12 protein-coding genes are annotated in these 23969 nt (G+C 45.4%); 10 read left to right on the forward strand and 2 right to left on the reverse strand.

Going from position 1 to position 23969, the window contains the following annotated elements; all coding sequences use genetic code 11:
* Positions 1-79: 79 nt before the first annotated feature.
* From GO493_RS07905 to GO493_RS07920, 4 genes are all read left to right on the forward strand, one after another.
* Entirely contained in the window at positions 80-1735 is a 1656-nt protein-coding gene (locus tag GO493_RS07905) for an alpha-L-fucosidase (RefSeq protein WP_157305591.1), read from the forward strand.
* A 348-nt stretch (positions 1736-2083) separates the two neighbouring features.
* Complete coding sequence (locus tag GO493_RS07910; protein WP_157305592.1) at positions 2084-4171, forward strand: beta-galactosidase; 2088 nt, start codon at positions 2084-2086, stop codon at positions 4169-4171.
* Between the two features lie 30 nt (positions 4172-4201).
* A complete protein-coding gene (locus GO493_RS07915; RefSeq protein ID WP_157305593.1) occupies positions 4202-5794 on the forward strand; it encodes a GH39 family glycosyl hydrolase in 1593 nt (530 codons plus the stop codon).
* A gap of 106 nt (positions 5795-5900) precedes the next feature.
* The gene (locus tag GO493_RS07920) at positions 5901-7676 is read left to right on the forward strand and encodes a cellulase family glycosylhydrolase (RefSeq protein WP_157305594.1); all 1776 of its coding nucleotides are present in this window, start codon (positions 5901-5903) and stop codon (positions 7674-7676) included.
* A 71-nt stretch (positions 7677-7747) separates the two neighbouring features.
* On the opposite strand, the gene GO493_RS07925 is transcribed toward GO493_RS07920, so the two are convergent.
* Complete coding sequence (locus GO493_RS07925; protein ID WP_157305595.1) at positions 7748-8620, reverse strand: MBL fold metallo-hydrolase; 873 nt, start codon at positions 8618-8620, stop codon at positions 7748-7750.
* Between the two features lie 84 nt (positions 8621-8704).
* Entirely contained in the window at positions 8705-9577 is an 873-nt protein-coding gene (locus GO493_RS07930; protein WP_157305596.1) for a helix-turn-helix domain-containing protein, read from the reverse strand.
* 245 nt (positions 9578-9822) lie between these two features.
* Here GO493_RS07930 and GO493_RS07935 point away from each other — a divergent pair, with 245 nt between their 5' ends.
* From GO493_RS07935 to GO493_RS07960, 6 genes are all read left to right on the forward strand, one after another.
* Positions 9823-13908: a hybrid sensor histidine kinase/response regulator transcription factor gene (locus GO493_RS07935; RefSeq protein ID WP_157305597.1), complete on the forward strand. Its 4086-nt coding sequence runs from the start codon at positions 9823-9825 to the stop codon at positions 13906-13908.
* Between the two features lie 221 nt (positions 13909-14129).
* A complete protein-coding gene (locus tag GO493_RS07940) occupies positions 14130-17327 on the forward strand; it encodes a SusC/RagA family TonB-linked outer membrane protein (protein ID WP_157305598.1) in 3198 nt (1065 codons plus the stop codon).
* A gap of 20 nt (positions 17328-17347) precedes the next feature.
* Positions 17348-18994 (forward strand): RagB/SusD family nutrient uptake outer membrane protein, encoded by a 1647-nt coding sequence (locus tag GO493_RS07945; protein ID WP_157305599.1) that lies wholly within the window; start codon positions 17348-17350, stop codon positions 18992-18994.
* 83 nt (positions 18995-19077) lie between these two features.
* Positions 19078-20325, forward strand: a complete 1248-nt coding sequence (locus tag GO493_RS07950; RefSeq protein ID WP_157305600.1) for a glycan-binding surface protein — start codon at positions 19078-19080, stop codon at positions 20323-20325.
* A gap of 48 nt (positions 20326-20373) precedes the next feature.
* Positions 20374-22116 (forward strand): alpha-L-arabinofuranosidase, encoded by a 1743-nt coding sequence (locus GO493_RS07955; RefSeq protein WP_157305601.1) that lies wholly within the window; start codon positions 20374-20376, stop codon positions 22114-22116.
* Between the two features lie 763 nt (positions 22117-22879).
* On the forward strand, positions 22880-23962 hold the full coding sequence (locus tag GO493_RS07960) for an efflux RND transporter periplasmic adaptor subunit (protein ID WP_157305602.1): 1083 nt from the start codon (positions 22880-22882) through the stop codon (positions 23960-23962).
* The last annotated feature ends 7 nt before the right edge of the window (positions 23963-23969 follow it).

Genomic DNA, 23969 nt, shown 5'->3' on the forward strand with positions numbered 1-23969 from the left:
AAATATTAAAAAGATACTATGGGTATTTTTGAAAGGTTATGGGAAACAATTAAATTATCATTTACATAAAAACCATTTGATGAAACGTCGTGCTGTAATCAGGAGATTAGCAGGAGTGATACCCGCGTTATGGACTGCCCGTTATGCTAATGCGGCTTCCTTTGTAGAAAGCTTACCGCTCGGAGAGCAGATAGCCAAAGGGCCATTTCAACCGTCATGGGAATCGTTAAAGCAATACCAGGTACCTGACTGGTTCCGGGATGCCAAATTCGGTATATGGGCGCACTGGGGGCCTCAATGCCAGCCTGAGCACGGAGACTGGTATGCCAGGGGTATGTACCAGGAGGGAAGCGACGCTTATAAGTATCATGTTCAGAAATATGGGCATCCTTCAAAGTTTGGTTTTAAGGATGTAATAAACGAATGGAAAGCGGAGAAGTGGGACCCTGATCAGCTGCTTTCATTGTATAAAAAAGCAGGTGCCCAATATTTTGTGGCATTGGCCAATCATCATGACAATTTCGACAATTATAAAAGCAAATACCAGCCATGGAATTCCGTAAATATGGGCCCGAAAAAGGACCTGATCGGCGGCTGGGCAAAAGCAGCCAGGAAGCAGGGGTTGTTCTTTGGGGTGAGTGTGCATGCCGCGCATGCCTGGAGCTGGTATGAGCCTTCCCAAATGGCTGATAAAAATGGGCCTCTTGCGGGTGTTCCTTATGATGGGAAGATCAGAAAAGAGGAAGGGAAGAATAAATGGTGGAATGGATATGATGCCGGGGACCTGTATGAGCAAAACCATCCGTTAAGTGAAAAAGCAGAGAATAGTGGCAGTATACATAAGCAATGGGAGTGGGGAGCCGGGGCAAGTGTGCCCAGTAAGAGTTACTGTGAAAAATTCTTTAACCGTACTGTTGACCTTATCAACCGTTATGAGCCGGACCTGATATATTTCGATGATACTGTATTGCCTTTGTGGCCGGTAAGTGATGCGGGATTACGTATAGCGGCCCATTTTTATAATAGCAGTATCAAAAAGCATGGTAAGCTGCAAGCTGTGCTTAACGGAAAAATACTGAATGAAGAACAGCGGAAATGTATGGTCTGGGATATTGAAAGAGGGCAGAGTAACAATATTGAACCTTTTGTGTGGCAGACAGATACCTGCATTGGCAGCTGGCATTATGACCGCAGGGTGTATGATAATAGAGGGTATAAATCTGCCAGAACTGTGATTCATACCCTGGCAGATGTTGTGAGCAAGAATGGGAACCTTCTGCTTAGTGTTCCTGTACGTGGCGACGGTACTATTGATTCTGCCGAACTGGCGGTGGTGGAAGGCATCGCAACCTGGATGCAGCAGAACAGTGAAGCTATATTTGGTACCCGCCCCTGGAAGGTATATGGTGAAGGCCCTGCCATGGAGGCTGCAGCTCCGCTTAGCGCCCAGGGTTTCAATGAGGGGAAAGGGAAGCCCTTCGGGCCGGAGGACATCCGGTTTACGACCAAAGGAGACAGCCTGTATGCGATAGTACTTGGGACACCTGGCGACGGGAAAGTCAATATCAAATCTCTCGCAGTTGGTAATGCTCATTATACTGCGGCAATAGGGCGGGTTGAATTACTGGGCCATGGGGAGGTAAAGGTTGAAAGAGGAAATGGAGGGTTGATAGTTCAACTGCCGGAAAATTTGCCTAATAAGGATGCGTTATGTCTGAAAATTTTACCAGCATAAGGCTTATAACATTTAATACCTCTATCCGGACATATGCTCCCTCTTTTTTAAGCGGGAGCATATCTTTTATGATATAGAGGAGCTATCGTCCCAAAAAACAAAATGAAAACTTCCAATTGTAACAAATCCTACCCTAGTTTGTAACATTTATAGCCCTCGTTTTAAGCCCTGCAACAATAACTTTACAACAGTTATTGATTCCACTGAACAGCTTTTAGTATGAAAATTCCACGACTGTTGCACAGTCTTTCTCTTTCATTTTCAATTAATGACTTATTGACAGAGCATCCCTTTTTAGTGCGAGCCTTCATCAGGCAGCGTTACAGGTTAGATATCAAAAAAATACAGATGAAGAAATATGCAGCGTTTTTAATTATTGTTATTGAGTTTTTTGCATTGAATGGAAAGTCGCAGGAGGTCAGCCATTTCTTCCCTCAAAAAGAGCTGATAACTCCCGGCATTTATTATTATCCTGAGCACTGGAACGAAAACCAATGGGAGCGTGATATTAAGAAAATAGCCGATATGGGGTACGAGTTCGTACACCTGGCAGAGTTTGCCTGGTTTAAAATGGAACCGGAGGAAGGAAAGTTTGACTTTGCCTGGCTTGATAAAGTGGTAAATCTCTGTGCGAAATACCATTTAAAGGTGCTTATGTGTACCCCTTCTGCCACTACTCCTGCGTGGATGCGTGCTACCTATCCTGAAACTTTTATTATGGATGGCCATTATATACGCGGGGAGCATGGCACACGCGGGTTAGGTTCTGTTGTTACTGCCAGGTACCGGGAATTTGTAAAAAGGATTATAACGGAAATGGCCAGGCGTTATGGCCAGAACAGTAATGTAACAGGATGGCAACTTGATAATGAACCTGATGCAAAGCCGGATTACAGTCCCTCTTCGCAGGAGGCATTCAGGCAATGGTTAAAGAACAAATATAAAACTATCGATGCGTTAAATGCGATGTGGGGAACGGCTTTCTGGAGCCAGTGGTATAATAATTTTGATCAGATCATTATTCCGAATACGGTCCTGGTAGGCTGGTGGGGAAATAACCCTCATGCTTTGCTTGATTTCAAGAGGTATTCAGCTGACGCACAGGCTGAATTCCTGGATTTCCAGGCAGACATATTACGTAATTACGTTTCAAAAGATCAATACATTACTACCAATTATACAGCAGTTTCTCCAGGCGCTGACCCAAGACGGACAAAGAAACTTGATTTTGCGACGTATACAGCCTATCCTAATGGAGGCAGTGATAATATCGGCGAGCTTGGCTTCAGGCTGGGCAATAGCAGATTGATTCTTTTTGCAGCTGAATATTATAAACAGGTTGGTGGTGTATCTGGTGGTATGGAGATTCAGCCTGGCCCTGTAAACTGGGGCAGTTATAATCCGCTGCTTTTGCCAGGCACAGTGCGTATGTGGCTGTACCACACTTTTGCAGCAGGGGGGAAGCTTGTCTGCTCTTATCGCTTCCGTCAGATAAACTACAGCGCTGAGCAGTACCATGCCGGTATAATGAAGACGGATGGGGTAACTCCTTCTCCCGGTGGAGAGGAATATGTGCAGTTCATGCAGGAAATAAAGCAGCTGCGCAGGCAATACAACCCGGATGCGAAGATGCCGGCAAAGCTGGCAGCACGGTCTACAGCCATTCTCTGGAATCTTGAAAACTACTGGACTATTGACAGGCAGAAACAGACCTGGCAATGGGATGCGTGGAACTATCCTATCAAATTCCTGGAAATAGCAAAATCATTAGGCGCTCCTGTTGATATCATTTCTGAGCAGGCTGACTTTTCGAAATACAAGCTTGTTATTGTTCCTGCATATGAAATGGCAGATCCTGCTTTAGTACAAAGGTGGAATGACTATGTTGCCGGTGGCGGGCGTTTGATCATTACCTGCCGGACGGCTACCAAAGACCGCATGGGGCATTTCTGGGAAGGAGAAACAGCGGCGCCTATTTCCGGTCTTACAGGCGCTCATGTAAAAGCAACTGATATGCTTTCCGGTAATGCCAAAGGGAATATTCTAATGAGGTCAGTCCATTACAGCTGGAACAACTGGGCAGACCTCCTTATACCTGATAAGAATACTGAAGTACTTGCAACATTTGAGGACCAATTCTATAAAGGCAGCGCAGCAGTAGTAAAACGAAAAATTGGTAAAGGTTCTGTGACATACATTGGAGCAGACACCGATGAATCTGTCCTGGAAAAGGACCTGTTACGCGAAAGCTATATTGAATGCGGGGCAACGACTGAAAATTATCCGAAGGGCGTATATGTCTATTGGCGGGATGGGTTCTATGTTGCGGTCAACTACTCTTCTAACGATTATACAATAAATATTCCTGCGACGGCGAAAATACTGGTAGGGGAAAGGTTATTGAAGCCTGCCGGAGTAACTGTATGGAATGAATAACAGCCAGGAAAAAAAACAATTTAATCAGAGATGAAAAAGGATCTATTATTAGCAGTAATCCTGTTTGCATGTGTTTGCACAGGAGTTAAAGGTCAAAATGCCGATCGTAGCAAACAATCTTCCGAGCGGATAATAAGTGTTGATTTTAACAATACATCGGGAAAACTCAACACTATGTTTAATGAATGTGTTGGCGCCGGCAGGGCAAACGAGGGATTAAGGGCCGACTGGCAGCAGCAGCTTGCTTATGTAAAAAAGGAGTGTGGCTTCAAATACATACGCATGCATGGGTTGTTTAACGAGGACATGGCTGTTTATAAAGAAGATAAGGACGGGCATCCTGAATACAACTACATGTATGTAGATGTTTTGTTTGACTTTCTACACAGTATAGGTATAAAGCCTTTTGTTGAACTGGGTTTTATGCCTCCTGCGCTGGCAAGTGGTAACAAAACCATTTTCTGGTGGAGGGGGAATGTGACGCCGCCGAAAGACTACAATAAATGGGCTGGGCTGGTACGCAACCTGGTGCAACATTTTACAGAACGTTACGGTGCTGAAGAGGTGAAGAGCTGGTATTTTGAAGTCTGGAATGAGCCAAATTTAGATGGGTTCTGGGCAGGTAGCCAGGAAGAATATTTTAAGCTGTACTCTTACAGTGTCAAAGCTATTAAAAGTGTTAATCCTGCCTATCGTGCAGGAGGCCCCGGAACAGCAGGAGCTGCATGGGAACCTGAAATGATAGCGTATTGCCAGAAGAATAATGTACCAATAGATTTCATCAGTACGCATGCTTATGGCGTAAAGCAGGGATATCTTGATGAATTCGGGAACTCCGGTACTGTGCTTGATAAGAACCCTATGAGTGTAAGCGGTGAGGTACTTCAGTCAAGAAAGGAAATTGCCGGTTCTTCCATGCCTGGCCTGGAATTGCATTACACTGAATGGAGCGCTTCCTATACCCCTGCAGATCCTATCCATGACAGCTATCATGAAGCAGCATACGTGCTGCAAAAGCTGAAGCAGGTGGGCAATGCCGCCAATTCCATGTCATACTGGGTATTTACAGATATTTTCGAAGAGGCAGGCCCAAGATTCACACCGTTTCACGGTGGTTTTGGAATGCTCAACACACAAGGGATTAATAAGCCTGTATTTTACTCTTACCAATTCATGAACCACCTGGGAGATATTGAACTGGAAAATAAAGATGCCGCTTCATGGGTTTGCAGAGATTCTGCAGGAAATGTACAGGTATTGGCCTGGGACTTTACAAATACCCATCCCGGGGATTCAGTACATAACCAGGAATATTATATCCGCGATCTTCCTTCAAAGTCTAAGGGGAAGTTAAAGATCAATATTGCAAATATGCCGGACGGCAACTATGCCCTTGAAATTTATAAAACAGGTTATCACAGTAATGATGCCTATTCAACCTATCTTCTGATGGGCAAACCATCACAGCTTACAAAACAACAGGTAGAGCAGATAAAGAAACAGAACGACGGTTCACCGATTTCAAAAGAGATCATAACGGTAAAAAAGGGAGTTCCTTTTTTGAAGGAAGTGGAGCTCCGGGAGAACGATGTCTATTTTCTGAATTTAGTTAAGGTTTTTTAATCACCCAAAAAAAATGATTTATGCTATGAAATACCTTTTACGTTTGTTAGCACATGCTAAATCCGGATTTATAATCCTGTTAATCACATCAGGTATTTTAATGCCAATGTTAACACGGGCACAGTTACCGACAGCGCAGCAGGTTGCAAGCCAGATGAAGGTTGGCTGGAACCTTGGCAATACGCTGGAAGCGATCTGTGGAGAGAATGCCTGGGGGAACCCCAATACCAGCCAGGCTCTTATCAATGCTGTTAAAGCTGCGGGATTTAATACTGTACGTATTCCCTGCGCCTGGGACTGTCATACCACTAACGGTGTTATAGATGCTGCCTGGCTTGCCCGTGTGAAGACGGTAGTGGATTATTGTATTAATAACAACATGTATGCTATTATTAATATTCACTGGGATGGCGGCTGGCTGGAAAACAACTGTACTACAAGCGCGCAGAGCGCTGTAAATGCAAAACAGCAGAATTACTGGACCCAGATCGCAAATTATTTTAAAAATTACAATGAGCATCTGCTTTTTGCCAGTGCCAATGAACCCAGTGTCAGTGATGCAACGGGAATGTCTGTGTTGTTATCCTACCATCAGACCTTTGTAAATGCGGTTCGAGCTACGGGAGGAAATAATAGTTCCCGTACTCTTATTATCCAGGGTCCCGGAACGAATATAGATAATACGAATACCCTGATGAACACGTTGCCTACAGACCCAATTGCAAACCGACTGATGGTTGAAGTGCATTATTATACACCCTGGCAATTCTGTGGTTTGACAGAGGATGCCTCCTGGGGCAGTATGTTCTATTATTGGGGGAATGGTTATCACTCTGCAACAGAAACATCCCGTAATGCTACGTGGGGAGAGGAAAGCGAAGTGGAACGGGCGTTAGGATTAATGAAATCAAAGTATACAAACAATGGTATCCCGGTGTTGATGGGTGAATTTGGTACAATAAAACGTACCAATCCTTCAGATCCGTCACTTCACCAGGCTTCAAGGGAATATTTCAACAGATATGTTACAGGCTCTGCTATTGCCAAAGGAATTATTCCTGTTTACTGGGACAATGGGGCCAGTGATTTTGCGATATTTAACCGCAATACAGGAGCAATAACCGACCAGGGCGTTGTAAACGCAATTATGCAGGGAAGCGGCGGCTCAGGGACCACTTATGTTACTTTGACAAATCGCGCTACCGGGCTGTTAATTGATGGTATGGGCCGGACGGCTAATGGTTGCAACTGTTCACAATGGAGTAATAGCGGAAGCAATAATCAACAATGGGTCATAGAAACTGCCGGCAGTTATGTAAAGTTAAAAAACAGGGCCACTGGCTTGTATCTTGATGGCATGGGCAGAGCTTCCAATAATTCAGTTGCAGGGCAATGGGCCGGCAGCACGAGTAATAACCAGCAATGGACGAGAGAAACAACAGGTAGTTATGTCAAGTTTAAGAACAGAGCTACCGGGTTATATCTTGACGGGTTGGGCCAGACAGCTAATGGCTCAGATCTGGGCCAGTGGAATACGAGCAGCAGCTTTAATCAGCAATGGAGTATCAGTACGCTGGCAGGTGCACGGACCATGCAGACCGTTGAATCAAAAAACAGCAGTATCAATTCGCCTGATGAAGCCGGGGCGCAGGTTACGTTATATCCCAATCCATCTTCAACAACATTCAATATCAAGGTTAACAATTCTGAAAAGATAGTACTTCTGGAGATCTTTGATGTAGCAGGCAGATTAGTTGAAACGATAAGACCTGCGGCGGTTGGCAACAGGCTTGAGTTCGGAGCTGCTCTTCAACCAAAGGCCTATGTTGTAAAGGTTAGCGGCGAGACCTGGACAAAATCCTTTAAAATTATTAAAGAGTAAGCTGTATACCACAATAATGCACAAATCAAGACTTTTAAAAGTCTTGATTTGTGCTCATTTAACTTATTTCTCTATTTCTCCGCCCAATCTTTTTTCAGATAGTAAGCCAGGTAAATATCTATGAGATGTACACCTCCGTAGTCAGGATAGGCTGCCAGTATCTTAGACTTATATTCTTCTTTGGATTTAGAACCCGCCAAAGTTTTGTCGACAAAGTCCAGGTACTTCAAATCTTCTTCTATAACGGAAGGATTGGAAGGGTTACCGTGGCCTGGAAGTATCAGTGTATACTGGTGCTCACCCGCTACCTTTTTCAATGCTTTACGCCAGCCGTCGGAATTCCCGGATATAAAAAGATGCACTTTATTGTAAACAATATCCTGGGTAATATAGGTCTTTGCTTCCGGGACCTTGATCACCAATGATACTGCGGCTTCATTATCCTGTGATTTTTCGAAAATAAATGTCACTCCGTCTATTATCTCTTTACCCGGTTGTTGCACGTGTTCGGGTATATGCAATGACCTGGCGATAATGCCTCCGAATTGTTCCTGTCTTTTTTTCAGGGTTTCAGGACCTTCTTTCTCAATTTCTTTCTTTGTTTCTTCGAGTGCGTAAACCGGTACGTCGGGGAAAGCATCGCCAAACCCGATATAGTGATCAGGGTGGCCGTGGGATATATAAAATCTTGTAACCGGTTTTTTCAGGCTATCTGCCAGGGCTTTCACCTGCTGCGCGTAGGGCGCAAAAAACTGTCCGTCAACAATAATTAACTCATGCGGCAACTCAATGACATGGGTTGTGTTAGCAAACATTTCAGGTGGAGCGACCAGTGTGTATATTTTCAACTTCTGCGTCTGTGTTGCCAATTGTACGGATGCCTTAGGCAATTCCTGTGACATAGCCTGGTTTGACATTGCAAGTCCGAGCGTTAGTACTGTCATGATCTTTTTCATTTAAATATTGTATTTAATTGATTATGACACAAAGGTATTCCTAAGCTGGGCGGACAATGTTATCAATGTGCATCAGTCGTTATCAATCTGCATATACTCTGTTCTGTAGACAGCAGGTGAGATTTTAGTCAGGGACTTGAAGAAGCGAACAAAATTGGAGGGGGCGGAAAAGTTATGTTCGTAGCTGATCTCTGCGATAGTTTTATTGCCTGTCAGCAATTCATTCTTACAGGATTGCAGGAGTTCGTTACGTATAACCATATTAGCGTCTTTGCCAAATGACTCATGGCATAACTGGTTTAAGCGGTTGCGGTTTATTCCGAGTAATTCTGCATACTCCTTGACGGTTTGTTTTTCCCGTATGTGTTTCCTCAGCAGGTCTTTAAACTTCAGTATATTGGTATTCTGATATAGGTTTCCTTTTAACTGATAGTAATCAGCATAATTGCGATTAAGTAAAATAAGCAACTGGTAGAGGTAGGCTCTTAATAAATGCTGGCTGTCGGAGGACTGATTCCTGATCTCGTCCTTTATCCTGTCAGACAGGTCCCGGAAATAGCTTACATCTTTACTTTGTAATGGCAGTACTGGTGCGCAGTCGAAGTTTCCGAAATAGTACAACCGATGGAGAAAGAGATGATCTTTCAGAAAGCTCTCCATAAATTCTCCCTCAAATATGATCAGGCTGCAATCAGGTATGCCAGGCATGTTCCATCGTCTTGGGCGGGCAGGGGGTAAAAACAGAACAGCAGGGCTTTCAAAATCGAGCTGGCTGCCTTCGAATATTATTGAACCATTACCTTCCAGGAAGAAAAAGATCTCGTAGAAGGTAGTAGCATGCAGTTCTTTCATTGATATACTGCGGCCGGCTATTTCTGAGAGCTTAAAACAGTCTACCAGCAGTTCTTTTCCATATTTATACTTGTGAAAATGAAAATTCAACATAATTGTAGCGAGAAAAGGAGCGGTACGGGGGTAATGAATTGACACCCCGATCCCCATAATATACAAAATCTGAGGAAATATACCAATTATTATTATTTACGAATCTATCGAATATTTGTCATAAATTATGTCCAGTCGGACGTAACGAAATCGCGAAGATAATCGCAAAACACAGTGGGAACAATGAAGGGATTGACGAGCCATAAACGGCCGGGGAAATGTTATTTAATTCTACGTATTATTCCATGTTAAAGAAAAGCTTGCTGCTACCATTACTGCTCCTGGTGGGCTATACCTATGCACAACCATCTTACCAGTTTTCTTCCCTAAACGTTAACGATGGTTTATCCAACAACCAGGTAAACTGCATTTATAAAGATGCAAAAGGGTTTATGTGGTTTGGCACGATGAGCGGATTGAACCGCTATGACGGATACTCTTTCAAAATATTCAGAAACGATATTACTGATCCACATGCGCTCAGGGATGACTATATTTCCGGCATTTATCCTGCGCCGGGCAACCAGCTATTTATCCGGACGCGGAATGGGGACAATATCTACGACCCTGTCAGGGAACGGTTCTCTGATGCAACATTATGGCTCAGAAAAAGAGGTTTACCGGAATATGGCATTAGCAGTATTACGCAGACAGGGAATATATGGTGGATAGCCTATACTGATGCCGGCCTGTATAAGATGGACAGTACCGGAAAAGCTACAAAAATAAAAATACCAGGCAGGGCCGGTGCGAATATCGCAGATCTTAAAAAAGACCGGCATGGCAGGCTTGTTATTCTTTACCTGAACGGGGATGTGGAGAAACTTGACATTGCCAGGAACAGGGTTGTTTACCGTAATACAAGTATCCGCCAGTTTATTACAAAACGTCCTTTGTCGCTCCGTATTTTCATTGACAGCCAGGAAGATATGTGGGTATACATGCCGGAGACCGATTTTGGCGCGGTATATCTCAGTCAATCGGGCGATACCCTGAAAAAGCTGTCGAACAAGACGGGATATCTTAATAATGATATCGTTAACAGTGTTGTAGAAGACGATAAGCATTTAATATGGATAGGGACAGACCATGGTGGTATAAACCTGATCGACAAAAAAGATAATTTCAGGTCCCGGTTTCTGCTGAATAAGGAAGGAGACCCTAAGAGTGTGGCAGAAGATGCTATTTATGCGCTTTTCAAGGATGATTTCGGTATAGTATGGTGTGGCACGTACAAGAGAGGGATCAGCTATTTTACCGAGAACCTGCTGAAATTCCCCTTGTATAAACATAATCCTTCAGATGGCCACAGTCTCAGTTATGATGATGTGAACTGTTTTGCAGAGGATAAAAAGGGCAATATCTGGATAGGCACCAATGGAGGCGGCCTTATTTATTATGACCGTTCCGACCAGACATTTAAGCGTTTCCAGCATAACCCGTCTGATGATAACAGTATCAGTAAGGATGTTATACTAAGCCTGTATGTAAATGACCGTAATGACCTGTGGATAGGCTACTATTTTGGCGGGATGGATTATTACAGCAACGGGCGTTTCACGCATTACCGGCATGAAGACAATGACCCGAACAGTCTTGCCAATAAATCTGTCTGGAAAATATATAAGGACAAGAGAAATAACTTCTGGGTAGGTACACTGGGGGGAGGACTGGACAGGTTTGACCCCGGGAATGGCATCTTCTACCATAACAATGTGAACCTGCCGGCATCTGTTCATTCCAATTTTATTACTGCCTTTGCGGAAGACAGCAGGGGGAACCTCTGGATATCTACCGCTTATGGGATAGATGTACTGGACAATTCCAAAGGCATTTTTGTGCATTACCTGAATTCCACTCACCAGCTTAGCAATGACAATGTCAGCTCACTGCTCTACGACAAGCGTGGGCATATGTGGGCTGGCACGAGGGCTGGATTGAATGTATTTGATGAGAAGACACAGCTTTTCAGGTCGTTCACGGTAAAAGACGGTTTGCCGGACAATAACATTATCAGCATACTGGAAGATAATGAGGGCTTTATCTGGGTCAGCACTTCCAATGGTCTCAGTAAAATAACTGTAAATGAAGGGACTGAGGCAATAACAATCAGCTGCCGAAACTACGATGACAAAGATGGATTGCAGGGGAAGGCATTTAATGTGAATGCAGCCTGTAAGCTGAGCACGGGAGAACTGATCTTCGGGGGCGCTGATGGGTTTAACATCTTTACGCCTTCGTCTCTTCCGCGGAATAAAACGCGTCCGGCAGTTGTGTTTACCGGTCTACGGTTATTTGACCGGGATATTGAGGTCAACGCAAAGGTGCATAACCGGGTCTTATTGCCGGAAGCATTGTCTGAAATAAAGGAAATAGCGCTCAGGCATAATGAGAATGATTTTTCGATTGATTTTGCCGCACTGAATTTCATTAATGCCAGGAAAAATAAATATGCCTACAAGCTGGAGGGGTTTAATACTGACTGGCAGATAGCTGATGGGGCAACGAAGCGTATCACTTATACGAATATCGGTCCGGGGACATATACCCTGCAGCTGAAGGCCGCCAATGATGACGGTTTATGGAATGAGGAAGGTATTTCGCTGAAGATCAGGGTAAAGCCCCCTTTCTGGAAAACTCCGCTGGCCTATATCACTTATGTAGTCTTAATTGTTGTGGTATTGCTGTTGTTAAGGGAAAATGTGATCAGGCGGGCGCGTAAGCGGTTTGTGCTGGAGCAGGAGAGGCAGGAGGCCCGGCGTATGCATGAGCTGGACATGATGAAGATCAAGCTGTTCACGAACCTGAGCCATGAGTTCAGAACACCTGTTTCCCTGATACTTTCGCCGTTGGAGGAGATCATGCAGCATGGGGGCGACCAGAAGGAGAAAAATAAGTTCCAGCTGATTTACCGGAATGCCAAACGGCTGCTGATACTGGTGAACCAGTTGATGGACTTCAGGAAAATGGAGATGCAGGAGTTACGGCTGGCCCCAAGCAGGGGAGATATAGCTGTATTTATTGAGGAAGTAGCCGGTTCGTTTGCAGACCTGGCGGAAAGGAAGCAGGTAACATTCTCCTATGAAAGCAATTCTGAACATATCTACACCTGGTTTGACCACGATAAAACAGAGCGGATATTATTCAATCTTTTATCCAATGCCTTCAAATTTACTCCACAGGGGGGCACGGTGAGTGTCGAGGTTACTACCTCTGAGGAAGGCGAAAGGACATGGCTTGAGATAAAGGTAAGGGATACCGGTATTGGCATTCCCCCGGAAAGGCATGAGAAAATATTTGAGCAGTTCTTCCATAGTGATATGCCGGGAGGGTTTATGAGCAGGGGAAGCGGGATTGGGCTGGCAATAACAAAAGAGTTTGTGAAGCTGAGCAACGGCACTATTACTGTGGACAGCCAGGTTAACCAGGGAAGCTGTTTTACCGTAAGGCTGCCACTGGAAATATGTGAACGGCCGGAGGCCGGGATGGAGGTTGAGCAGGCAGCAGGGGAAGAAACTGACCTCCGGGAGCCGGAGATGGAAGCAATAGCAGCCGTCACAGAGATGCAGGCGGGCAGGTCAACTATTCTCCTCATAGAAGATAACAGTGATTTCCGGTTTTACCTGAAGGAAAACCTGAAGGACTGCTATAATATACTGGAAGCTGCAGATGGCGCCACCGGCTGGCAGAAGACCTTATCGGGGCATCCTGACCTGGTGATGAGTGATATTAATATGCCGGGTATGAATGGCATTGAGCTTTGCCGTAAAATAAAGAATGACAGCCGTACCAGGCATATTCCTGTACTGCTGGTAACAGCTTCGGCAGGGGAGCATGAGCAGCTTCGGGGGCTGGAGGCCGGTGCAGCTGATTACCTGGTGAAACCGTTCAACTTTGAGATCATGTTGTCCAGGGTACGTAATCTACTGACCAGGCCTGCACCTGCCAGGCACCAGGTTACTTTGCCGGCAGTGCCGGAATCTGCACAGGAGCCTTCTCCCAATGAAAAATTCCTGCAAAGGGCCCTTGCTATTGTGGAACGAAACCTTTCCAATGCAGATTTTTCCGTGGAGGAGCTGAGCCGGGAGCTGTTTATGAACCGGGTGTCTGTTTACCGGCGTATTTTCAACCTGACGGGGCAGACGCCTGTGGAATTTATACGGATGGTAAGGATTAAAAAGGCCGCGCAGTTGCTGTCAAAGACGGAAATGAATGTGACGGAGGTGGCGTATGAGGTGGGTTTTAATAATCCCAAATATTTTACGAAGTATTTTAAGATAGCTTATAATATGCTTCCTTCTGCCTATGTAGCTACGATGAGGGGTAAGTAGCGATTTTTTGCAGGTGGCCGGCCTGTGGCCGGTCATAAATTAAAAAAACGGGAACAATGCTACATTTGATACCCCTCCTGCAACATTTTATCCTATTTAATAAACATTCTGATGCCCTGTTTCTGAATAAGGGATAATACTTTTATCCAGCATTGATCTTTTAAACTATTGACCAAAATCAGAAGTATCGCACATTAATTAAACCTTAATTTCTCCACGCTATGAAAAGAGCCAGTATTACTGGAAAATCGTACCTGACGGTATGGGTAATGATTTTCTTATGGGCTTTCACTATGCCTGTACATGCACAGAACCAACCCGGCCCGGAAAAGAAAGTGTCCGGCAGCATCGTTGCCGGGGAATCAGGCAGCCCGGTTCCGGGAGCATCCATCAGCATCAAAGGGACAAAAAAAATGACCACTACAGATGACAGGGGCAATTTCACGATCCAGGCGGCTCCTGGTGAGGTGATACGTATTGCCTCTATGGGGTTTATGCCCAGAGAAGTGAAGGTAGGCGCATCAGAGAATGTGAACGTTATTTTGCAGGAAGACTACCGCAAGCTGAATGATGTGGTGGTAGTTGGTTATGGTAAGATGAAAAAGACTGATCAGAGCAGTGCGCAGGTATCTCTTACTTCCACTGACATAAACCGCACTATCAACACCACAATGGACCAGGCCATACAGGGACGTGCCGCTGGTGTTTATGTGACACAGAACTCCGGTCAGCCAGGGGGCGGTATTTCTGTTAACATCCGTGGGGTTAACACCCTGAGTGGCACGAATGAGCCGCTGTATGTAATAGATGGTGTGCAAATGCAACCCGCAACCGTTTCTTATGGCGCCACCAGTTCTGTGAATGCGCTGGCGGGCATCAATCCTTCCGATATAGAATCTCTTGAAATATTACAGGGCCCTTCCGCAACAGCCGTATACGGTTCAAGGGCTACGAACGGGGTTATACTGGTCACCACCAAAAGAGGGAAGGCCGGCCAGGTAAAGCTGTCCTACAATTATCTCTATACCCTTCAGGACAAGCCTGAATCCATCAACACAATGAGCCTGGCGCAGTATGCGCAGATGAACAATGAGATAGCGGTACTGCTGAATCGTACCCCTACACCGGAATTTCAGAACCCCGGTGTATTAGGCCAGGGTACTAACTGGCAGAAGGCGTTGTTCCTGAGGGCTCCTTTGCAGAAGCACCAGGTAAACCTGAGCGGAGGCGCCAGCAATACCACTTATTACATGTCAGGTGAGTACCTGGCCCAGGATGGTGTAGCCATTGGGTCTGACTTCAATCGTTACTCTTTCCGTCTGAACCTGGACAACCAGGCTTTCAAATGGTTAAAGCTGAGCACCTCCCTGAATTTCTACCAGACCAGGGAGAAGCTGGCTTCTACCAGTGAAGATGTGATCAGGAATGCCATTAACCTGGCCCCTAATGTTCCGGTAAAAAATGCTGACGGCACCTGGGGTGGCGCTACAGAGAACGAGTATGGAGCCAATGCAAAATATGCACCTCTTAACCCTGTGGCCATTGCCAATCTGGTGAGCAATACCTACAAGCGTACCGGCGGCCTGGGAGGCGTATCAGCAGAAGTAGGTATTATTCCCGGGCTGACATTCCGCACCAGCTTCAATGGTAATTTTGAGTATACTGACGGGGCTAAATTCATTCCTACTTACCAGCTGGGTTATGCTGTGAATGAAAAGGCTTCTCTTGCTATTACGACAGGGAAGAATTTCTACTGGAACCTGAATGAATTGTTGCAATACAACAAGGAGATCGGTAAGCATAGTTTTGGGGTGATGCTGAGCCATGAGGCGCAGGCCTGGAATTCCCAGGGCTTTTCTGCGCAGCGTACAGGCTTTGCCAGCAATGAGATACCTTCCCTGAACCTTGGCGATGCGTTGGGTCAGACAACAGGTAGTTATAAAAGTTCCGGGGCATTGGAATCTTACCTGGGCCGTATAAATTATACCTATGATAATAGATATATTCTTCAGCTGGCCGGCAGAGCTGACGGTTCTTCCAACTTCGGACCTGAGAACAGGTGGGGTTATTTTCCTTCTATTTCTGCAGCATGGAGGCTGACAGGCGAAGAGTTCATGAAGGACCTGCCTTTCATCAATGAGCTGAAGATCCGTGCTGAATATGGTACTACCGGTAATAATGGTAGCGGCGGTGCGCAGTATTCTTCATTAACATCCGTTACAACGCCGTGGGGTGCGGGTTTCCGTACGGGGCAGTATGGTAATGCGGGGCTCAAGTGGGAATCGACCGAGACAAAGAATATTGGTTTTAACCTGAGTGTACTGAAAGACCGTGTGCAACTGGAAGGTGATTTCTATATCAAGAAGACGAACAACCTGTTAATGCCTAACCCACTGCCTGCTTATATGGGTACTCAGGGTGAAGGCGCTATCAATGCACCAATAGTGAACATTGGCGCTATGCAGAACAAGGGTTTTGGTATTACGTTGAACACGGTAAACATAGATAATAAGAGTGGTTTCAGCTGGAGGACCAATTTCAATATTTCTTCCTTCAAGACTAAGATCACCAAGTTCTATTCTGATGCAGCTTTCCTTTCAAGGTCTGCCTGGTATATGAATAACTTCACCTCCCGTTCTGTGATAGGACAGGCGCCATGGCAGTTTTACGGTTATGTTGCTGAGGGGTTGTTCAAATCTGTTGATGAAATTAACAGCAGCGCCATTCCTGCACAGGCCGACGGAACCCGTTTACCTGTGGCTAAAGACGGTGGCGTATGGGTAGGTGACGTAAAATATAAAGATCTGAATGGAGATAATATCATTGATTCACGTGATCAGACATTTATTGGCAATCCGTGGCCTAAGTTAACTTTTGGTCTTACCAATACCTTCTCTTATAAAGGATTTGATCTCAGCATCCTGTTAACGGGAGCGCAGGGTAATGATATCTACAATTACCTGCGTTATGACAATACTAATCCAAGTAATGTGAACCTGGGAAGGAACCTGCTGCAGGAATCATTCAACTATGCCCGTCTTACAGAAGAAGGAGGAAAAACTGTTTTACAGAACCCGGGTACAACGGTGCCTAGGATTGTTGGTACTGATGTTAACGGTAATGGCAGCCGCTTTACCAATCTCTTTGTTGAAGATGGTTCTTATATCAGGATAAAGAATGTGCAGCTGGGATATAACATTCCACATACGCTGATCAGGCAGCAGTCTATCATTAAAAATATCAGGCTCACGGCCGGAGTACAGAACCTGGCCACTTTTACGAAATACAAGGGATATGATCCTGAAGTGGGTGCTTACCTGGGCAAGGAGGTACAGTTAAACAGTCAGCTGTTTGGCGTTGACGCAGGACGTTATCCATTAACCCGCCTATATAGTGCAAGCGTAGCGGTTGATTTTTAATGAGCTTTTAAACTAACAGTATGAAAAAGATAAATTATCATATATATATCATCGCTTTCACCTGCATTTTAGCCATGTCAGGCTGCAGCAAGGATTTTCTGAACAGGCCTCCGGAAGATGGCATTGTGGATGCGAATTTTTATAAGACAACAGACCAGATACTGGCGGGAACTGCGCCTTTGTATAATATAGTATGGTTTGCCTATAACGATAAAGCATCTCATGGTATAGGAGATGGAAGGGCTGGTGTGCTGATGTCAGGATCTTACCAGGTAAGCAATATACGTATGCAGACCACGGATGTTACGCCGGAGGTGTATAGCTCGTGGACTTCGTTCTTTAACGTGGTGGCCCAGTCTAACCAGGTTATCAATAATGTAACAAAATATACTGCTTCCAGTGTGTCTGAAAGTGTGAAGCAGGCAGGTATTGCAGAGGGCCGTTTTATGAGAGGGGTGGCTTATGCTTACCTGGTGCAGAACTGGGGACCGGTGCCTATCATTGCAGACAACAATGTATTGCTGACTGATACATCTATTTCACGCAATACGGTTGAATCAGTATGGGAGTTCATTATCCGGGATATCCGTTTTGCTGCGCAGCATTTGCCATCCTCACCGATGCAGAAAGGCCGGCTGACCAAATGGGCGGCGGAAGGTATGCTGGCGAAGATGTTCCTTACCCGTGCGGGCATTTCAGGCACACGCAACCAGCAGGACCTGGACAGCGCCGCCTGGTATGCCAATGATGTGATTGTGAACAGTGGCGCTGCGTTGATGGACAATTATGAAGATCTCTTCCTCACGAAGAACAATAACAACTCTGAAAGCCTTTTTGCATTGCAATGGAAATATGATGGCGACTGGGGAACGCAGAACAGTGTGCAGGCATTCCTTGCATTTGGTTCTGAGATAACAGGTTTCGGAGATGGCTGGGGAGGCGATCTGGGCGCTTCTCTTGATCAGCTGAGATTATATACTCAGCAGGATAAGCGCCGTAAAGGAACGTTCATGTATCCTGGCGATCACTACTCTTATATACATCAGTCTGTTGATGATCCTAATAACCCCGGTAAAAAGATCATACAGGAATTGCAGGTACCCTGGAGATATGTTGGTACTGAAAGGTATAATACAAGAGCATGGGTAAAGAAATATGTTGTTGGCAGGCCGGAAGATAATGATGGCAAGGTAACACAACAGCATACGGAGAACAACACCTATATGCTTCGTCTTGCGGATGTTTATCTTGTTTATGCAGAAGCTGTACTTGGCAATGCCGCTTCAACATCAGACGGGCAGGCGTTGCTGTATTTCAATAAGGTACGTAAAAGGGCAGGGGTGCCTGAGAAAACGTCGATCACCTGGGATGATATCTATACTGAAAGGCGGCTTGAATTAGCTATGGAAGGACAGGCGTGGTATGATCTTGTCAGGCTGCATTATTACAATCCTGAAAAGGCTATTGCCATCCTGAATGCACAGGACAGAGGCACTTACAGGATAGTACCGAATGCTGAGACTAATGCTACTTCCTGGACCGTCACCTCAGATGTTCCGGCATACTATCCTGTTACGGAGAGCAATTTCCTGCTGCCACTGCCTGCGGCAGAACTGACGGCGGCGCCTAATTTAAGAAAGCCTCCGGTAGCTTACAAATTTGATTAAAGCAGTAATGTATCAATTGGAAGCTATAATAGTTTGCCTGCCAGGGGCTGGGCAACTGAGATAAACTTTAAAAACGACTTGCCATGATTAAACATATTTTAAATAAAAGATGGCTGCTGTTATTCGTGCTGCCATTGGCCTTTTCACTGTTCACTGCCTGTTCCAAAGAGGATAGCGGAGGCGGCGTGCCTATGATATCGGCCGTTAGCCTGCTGGATTCCACAAAGGTGGATAGTAGTTTCACTGAAGCGTTGCCCGGAACGTTGATACTGATTACGGGGCAAAACCTGGGTGGCGCTGTAACTGTTTCTTTTAACGGGCAGGCTGCGTACTTTAATCCTACGTACAATACCAACACGCACCTGATCATTAACATACCGGAGAATACGCCTACAGAAGCGACAGATCCGGATGTGCCCAATACGATACGTGTTGTCACCAAACATGGGGAGACTTCTTATACTTTTACCATCTCTATTCCTCCGCCGTCAATTTCGGCTATATCCAACGAGAATGCGCTGCCCGGCGACTCTCTGATAGTGTATGGTTCCAGTCTGTGGCTGATCAGCAAGGTGGTGTTTCCCGGAGGAAGGGAAGTGACTGATTTCATTGCAAATGAAGCGGGCACCAGGTTAGGCATGATTATGCCGAACGTGGGAGATGATACCGGCCGGTTGGTTATTCATGCAAAATATGGAATGGCAATGTCTGACGGACCGTTGAATGACCATCAGAGCGGCGATGTGATCAGTAACCTGACAGATAACGGAGAAACAGGAGAAGTAGCGGTATTTAACTGGGGCTGGTGGGGAGCCAACAGGACAAATGACGCTACCCTGTTCCCCGGTACAAGAGGTGGTTATCTGCAGAATGTTTTTGGCGGCGTAGGCGCTAATGATGGCGGATGGTGGAATGGCAACCGTTCCGGCAACTTCAGTGATGTGACCACTATATTTACAGCGGATATCATGACTCAGCAAGCATCTAATTACGCGTTGAAGTTTGAGATAAACACCAAAGAGCCATGGACCGCGGGTATTGACCTGATACGTTTCGGAGAAGAATATGCGTACAGGTATATGCCATGGGCTACCGCTGCTGACGGCAAGTTTGATACAAATGATGAATGGAGAACTGTCACTATACCGTTGTCTGCTTTCAAGACAAAAGCTGATAATGTTGAAGGTACGGGCGCTCCTGCAGCAACTATGGGTAATCTCCTGAAAGCAAACGGTGTTGTTGCTTTTGGATATCGCTTTATTACTGAAGACGACCCGGTTGATGTGTACAATGCAGCGTTTGATAACTTCAGGATTGTGAAGATAAAGTAACGTGATACAACGCACTGGTTTTGACGACTAATAATAAATAAGTGACGAATGAAGAAAATCACAATTCTAGTTTTATTGTCAATGGAGATATTGCTGTCGGCTTCCTGTAATAAGAACGGTAACGGGAAATATAATGAAGGGCCTGACAGCATTGATACCACGGGTTCTGTTTTTGTGCCATCGGACCCACCGGTGGCTGCCAGCATAGGGTTCTTTCTGTCGCCATGGTCAGGGAAGACACTTAAGGTAAGCTCATTTACAGAGGCAGCGCCACCGGCAACAACGAAATACACTGTTACTGTTGATGCGTCCAGCATTGTAACGAAGATCTCTCCTGCGCTGTTTGGTAATAACAGTAATCCGTATATGAGCCAGATGGTGAATCAGCCGCAGCTGATCACTCATCTGACCAACCTGCATCCCGGCATTATACGTTTCCCTGGTGGTAACATCAGCAGCGTGTATTTCTGGAACAGGCAGCCAGGTAATGCTCCGGCAGATGCTCCTGCGCAGGTGGTAAATGCTGACGGGAATAAAGTAGATCCAGGATATTGGTATGGAGGTAATACTGCCGACTGGACACTGTCTGTAGATAACTATTACAGTATGTTGCAGCAGACCGGGAATGAAGGCATTATTACAGTGAATTATGGTTATGCCAGGTATGGAACAGCGGCTGATCCGGTTGCAGCTGCTGCCCACCTGGCCGCAGACTGGGTAAGATATGATAATGGCCGTACGAAGTACTGGGAAATAGGGAATGAGAGCAATGGTACCTGGCAGACGGGCTACAGGATAGATGTGAGCCAGAATAAGGATGGTCAGTCTGAATTTGTAAGCGGGGATCTGTATGGCCGTCATTACAAGGTATTTGCTGATTCTATGCGTAAGGCGGCAGCGGAGAAGGGAAAGACCATTTACATAGGCGCACAGCTGCTGGAGGTGGAACCTGCATCCTGGGCTACAGAGACAGATAAAAAATGGAATAGCGGTGTATTGCAGCAGGTTGGCGGAGTAACTGATTTCTATATTGTGCACAGCTATTTTACACCTTACAATACCAATTCCAATCCGCAGGAAATACTGGCTTCTGCTGCTACTGTAACGAAAACAATATCTTCCCATCTCAGTTCCTCATTTTCTGCAAGCGGCGCTACTGCGAAGCCTGTGGCATTGACGGAGTGGAATATCTTTGCTGTGGGTTCCCAGCAGATGGTATCGCAGGTGGCGGGGATGCATGCTGTAATGGTTTGGGGAGAGCTGATCAGGAATAAATTTGGTATGGCCAGCAGGTGGGACCTTGCCAATTCGTGGGAGAATGGTAATGACCATGGGCTTTTCAGCCAGGGGGAAAGTGCTTCCGGTGAAGCCAGGTGGGCGCCGAGACCTGCTTTCTATTACCAGTATTTCTTCCGGAAGTTCCTGGGAGACAGGAGTATAAACGCCACTGTATCAGACAGTAATGCCAATATCAATGCTTATGCCTCTACTTTTAACTCAGGCGAGGTAGGGCTGACCCTGGTGAACAGGGCCAGTATTACGCAGAATGTGACTGTGGCTTTTAAGAACTTTAATCCGGGGGCCCGTTATTACTGGTATGTGCTGACGGGAGGGGAAGGTGTTACCGGTTTTTCAAGGAAGGTGTTTGTAAATGGTTCAGGGCCAACGGGAATAGCTGGCGGGCCGGAGAATTATACGGCGTTGAATCCTTATGGCGCCAGTACCAGTAATGGGATAAAGGTATCGTTACCACCCATGTCTGTTGTTAATGTGGCTATTGAAGAGAAGTAGGAGAGAAAACTGCTTAAAAAACGGGTTTGGCCGAAAGCCAAACCCGTTTTTTTTGTTGGGGAGGGAAATTTTTGAGGGAGAAAGATTCTGAGATGCGAAGAAGGATCGGCTAAAAGTCAAGCTGGTACAACACTTTCACCATGGATTCTTGATTTTAAGCGACTTTTAATTTATCATTTTCAAAAAAATAACCATTTTAGCCCCCGAAATCGTAATATTCTAACAAATCACAATTTGGGGTTCTATCGACTTCATATCATTTTGGAGGCAAGACGATGAGGTGGCTAATCAGACTTTTTCTTACACTGTGCTTTCTTCTCCTGAGGGGATATGGCCATTGGGATGTCCGAGCATCGCAAAGCCGGACCTGCCAGATCAGGCAGCCTATTCCAACAAGGATCGTGCAGTCCGGCAAAGAAAATGGAAGTCCTAAACGTGAAATTGCTGATATTGAGGAAGATGAAGACGAAGACACCTCTTTCCGGAAATATATTATTCCGGGCTTTTACCTTGACTTTTTAACCTCTGAGCTTCCTGGACATTCCAACCTGAGCCTGAACGACTTACCTTGCTGTATACATTTATCCTATTACTCCTCATTTAAATATATCGTACACCGGTCTATACGGGTATGATAGGTATTTCCTGCCTTTATTACTCCACGTCATCATTATTATTCTGATAGTAGTCTGGCCGCTGTAGCGACCATGCTGACATACCAGTATCACCAGACAGGAATTGCATTAAGAACACATTATATACTATGAAGAGAATTCTCATGCTCATGGGCTTGTACGCCTTGCTGTGCCATACAAGCTGTAAAACAAAAAAAGAAGAAAAGGAAGCCGAAACCAAGTTTTTCGTTACCAGTCCTATCAAGATGGACACTTCATTTACCAAGGAATATGTATCCCAGATCCGTTCTGTACGTAACATTGAACTAAGGGCGCAGGAAAAAGGTTACCTGGAGAACATTTTTGTAGATGAGGGGCAGTTTGTACATACAGGCCAGCTCTTATTCAAGATCATGCCCAAGATCTACGAGGCAGAAATGCTGAAAGCTGAAGCTGAGGCTAAGGCGGCAGAAATTGAAATGCAGAATACCAAAGCCCTGGCGGATAAAAATGTTGTGTCCAAGAATGAGCTGGCTATGGCCAATGCCAGGCTTGATAAGGCGAAGGCTGAACTGGCGCTGGCTAAGGTACACCTGGCGTTCACTGAGATCAGGGCACCGTTTGACGGTATCATAGACCGTCTGCCAAAAAAGCTGGGCAGTCTTATAGATGAAGGTGAATTACTGACCAGTCTGAGTGACAACAGCCAGATGTTTGCTTATTTCAACGTTTCAGAACCTGAATACCTGAATTATAAAGCCAGTGCCAATGCAAATGAAAAGACGAAAGTAACCTTGTTAATGGCTAACAACCAGGTATTTAAATTTCCCGGGATAGTAGAGACCATTGAAAGTGAGTTTAACAATGAGACAGGAAACATTGCTTTCAGGGCAAAGTTCCCTAATCCTCAAAGTTTGCTGAGACATGGAGAAACAGGTAAAGTGCAGATGGCCGTTCCGCTGAAAGATGCGCTGGTTATTCCGCAGAAAGCTACCTATGAGATCCAGGATAAAAGATATGTCTATGTGGTTAACAAGGATCATGTGGTACAATCGAGAGAAATTACTGTTGGCGCTGAAATGCCTGACCTGTTCGTAGTAAGCGAGGGGCTGGCTGCCGGCGAAAGAATATTGCTTGAAGGTGTACAAAAGGCCAAAGAAAACGAGAAGATCAATTATGAGTACAAAGAACCGGTGGAAGTGATCCATCATTTAAGACTGAAAGCGGAATAGTATAAGC

Source organism: Chitinophaga tropicalis (assembly GCF_009758205.1).
GTDB lineage: Bacteria > Bacteroidota > Bacteroidia > Chitinophagales > Chitinophagaceae > Chitinophaga > Chitinophaga tropicalis.

Excerpts from the sequence above, each read along its gene's own strand:
- GO493_RS07950 (WP_157305600.1), top strand. The coding sequence starts at position 19,078 with ATGATTAAACATATTTTAAATAAAAGATGGCTGCTGTTATTCGTGCTG.
- GO493_RS07925 (WP_157305595.1), bottom strand. The coding sequence starts at position 8,620 with ATGACAGTACTAACGCTCGGACTTGCAATGTCAAACCAGGCTATGTCA.
- GO493_RS07920 (WP_157305594.1), top strand. The coding sequence starts at position 5,901 with ATGTTAACACGGGCACAGTTACCGACAGCGCAGCAGGTTGCAAGCCAG.
- GO493_RS07905 (WP_157305591.1), top strand. The coding sequence starts at position 80 with ATGAAACGTCGTGCTGTAATCAGGAGATTAGCAGGAGTGATACCCGCG.
- GO493_RS07940 (WP_157305598.1), top strand. The coding sequence starts at position 14,130 with ATGAAAAGAGCCAGTATTACTGGAAAATCGTACCTGACGGTATGGGTA.
- GO493_RS07960 (WP_157305602.1), top strand. The coding sequence starts at position 22,880 with ATGAAGAGAATTCTCATGCTCATGGGCTTGTACGCCTTGCTGTGCCAT.
- GO493_RS07945 (WP_157305599.1), top strand. The coding sequence starts at position 17,348 with ATGAAAAAGATAAATTATCATATATATATCATCGCTTTCACCTGCATT.
- GO493_RS07930 (WP_157305596.1), bottom strand. The coding sequence starts at position 9,577 with ATGTTGAATTTTCATTTTCACAAGTATAAATATGGAAAAGAACTGCTG.
- GO493_RS07910 (WP_157305592.1), top strand. The coding sequence starts at position 2,084 with ATGAAGAAATATGCAGCGTTTTTAATTATTGTTATTGAGTTTTTTGCA.
- GO493_RS07955 (WP_157305601.1), top strand. The coding sequence starts at position 20,374 with ATGAAGAAAATCACAATTCTAGTTTTATTGTCAATGGAGATATTGCTG.
- GO493_RS07915 (WP_157305593.1), top strand. The coding sequence starts at position 4,202 with ATGAAAAAGGATCTATTATTAGCAGTAATCCTGTTTGCATGTGTTTGC.
- GO493_RS07935 (WP_157305597.1), top strand. The coding sequence starts at position 9,823 with ATGTTAAAGAAAAGCTTGCTGCTACCATTACTGCTCCTGGTGGGCTAT.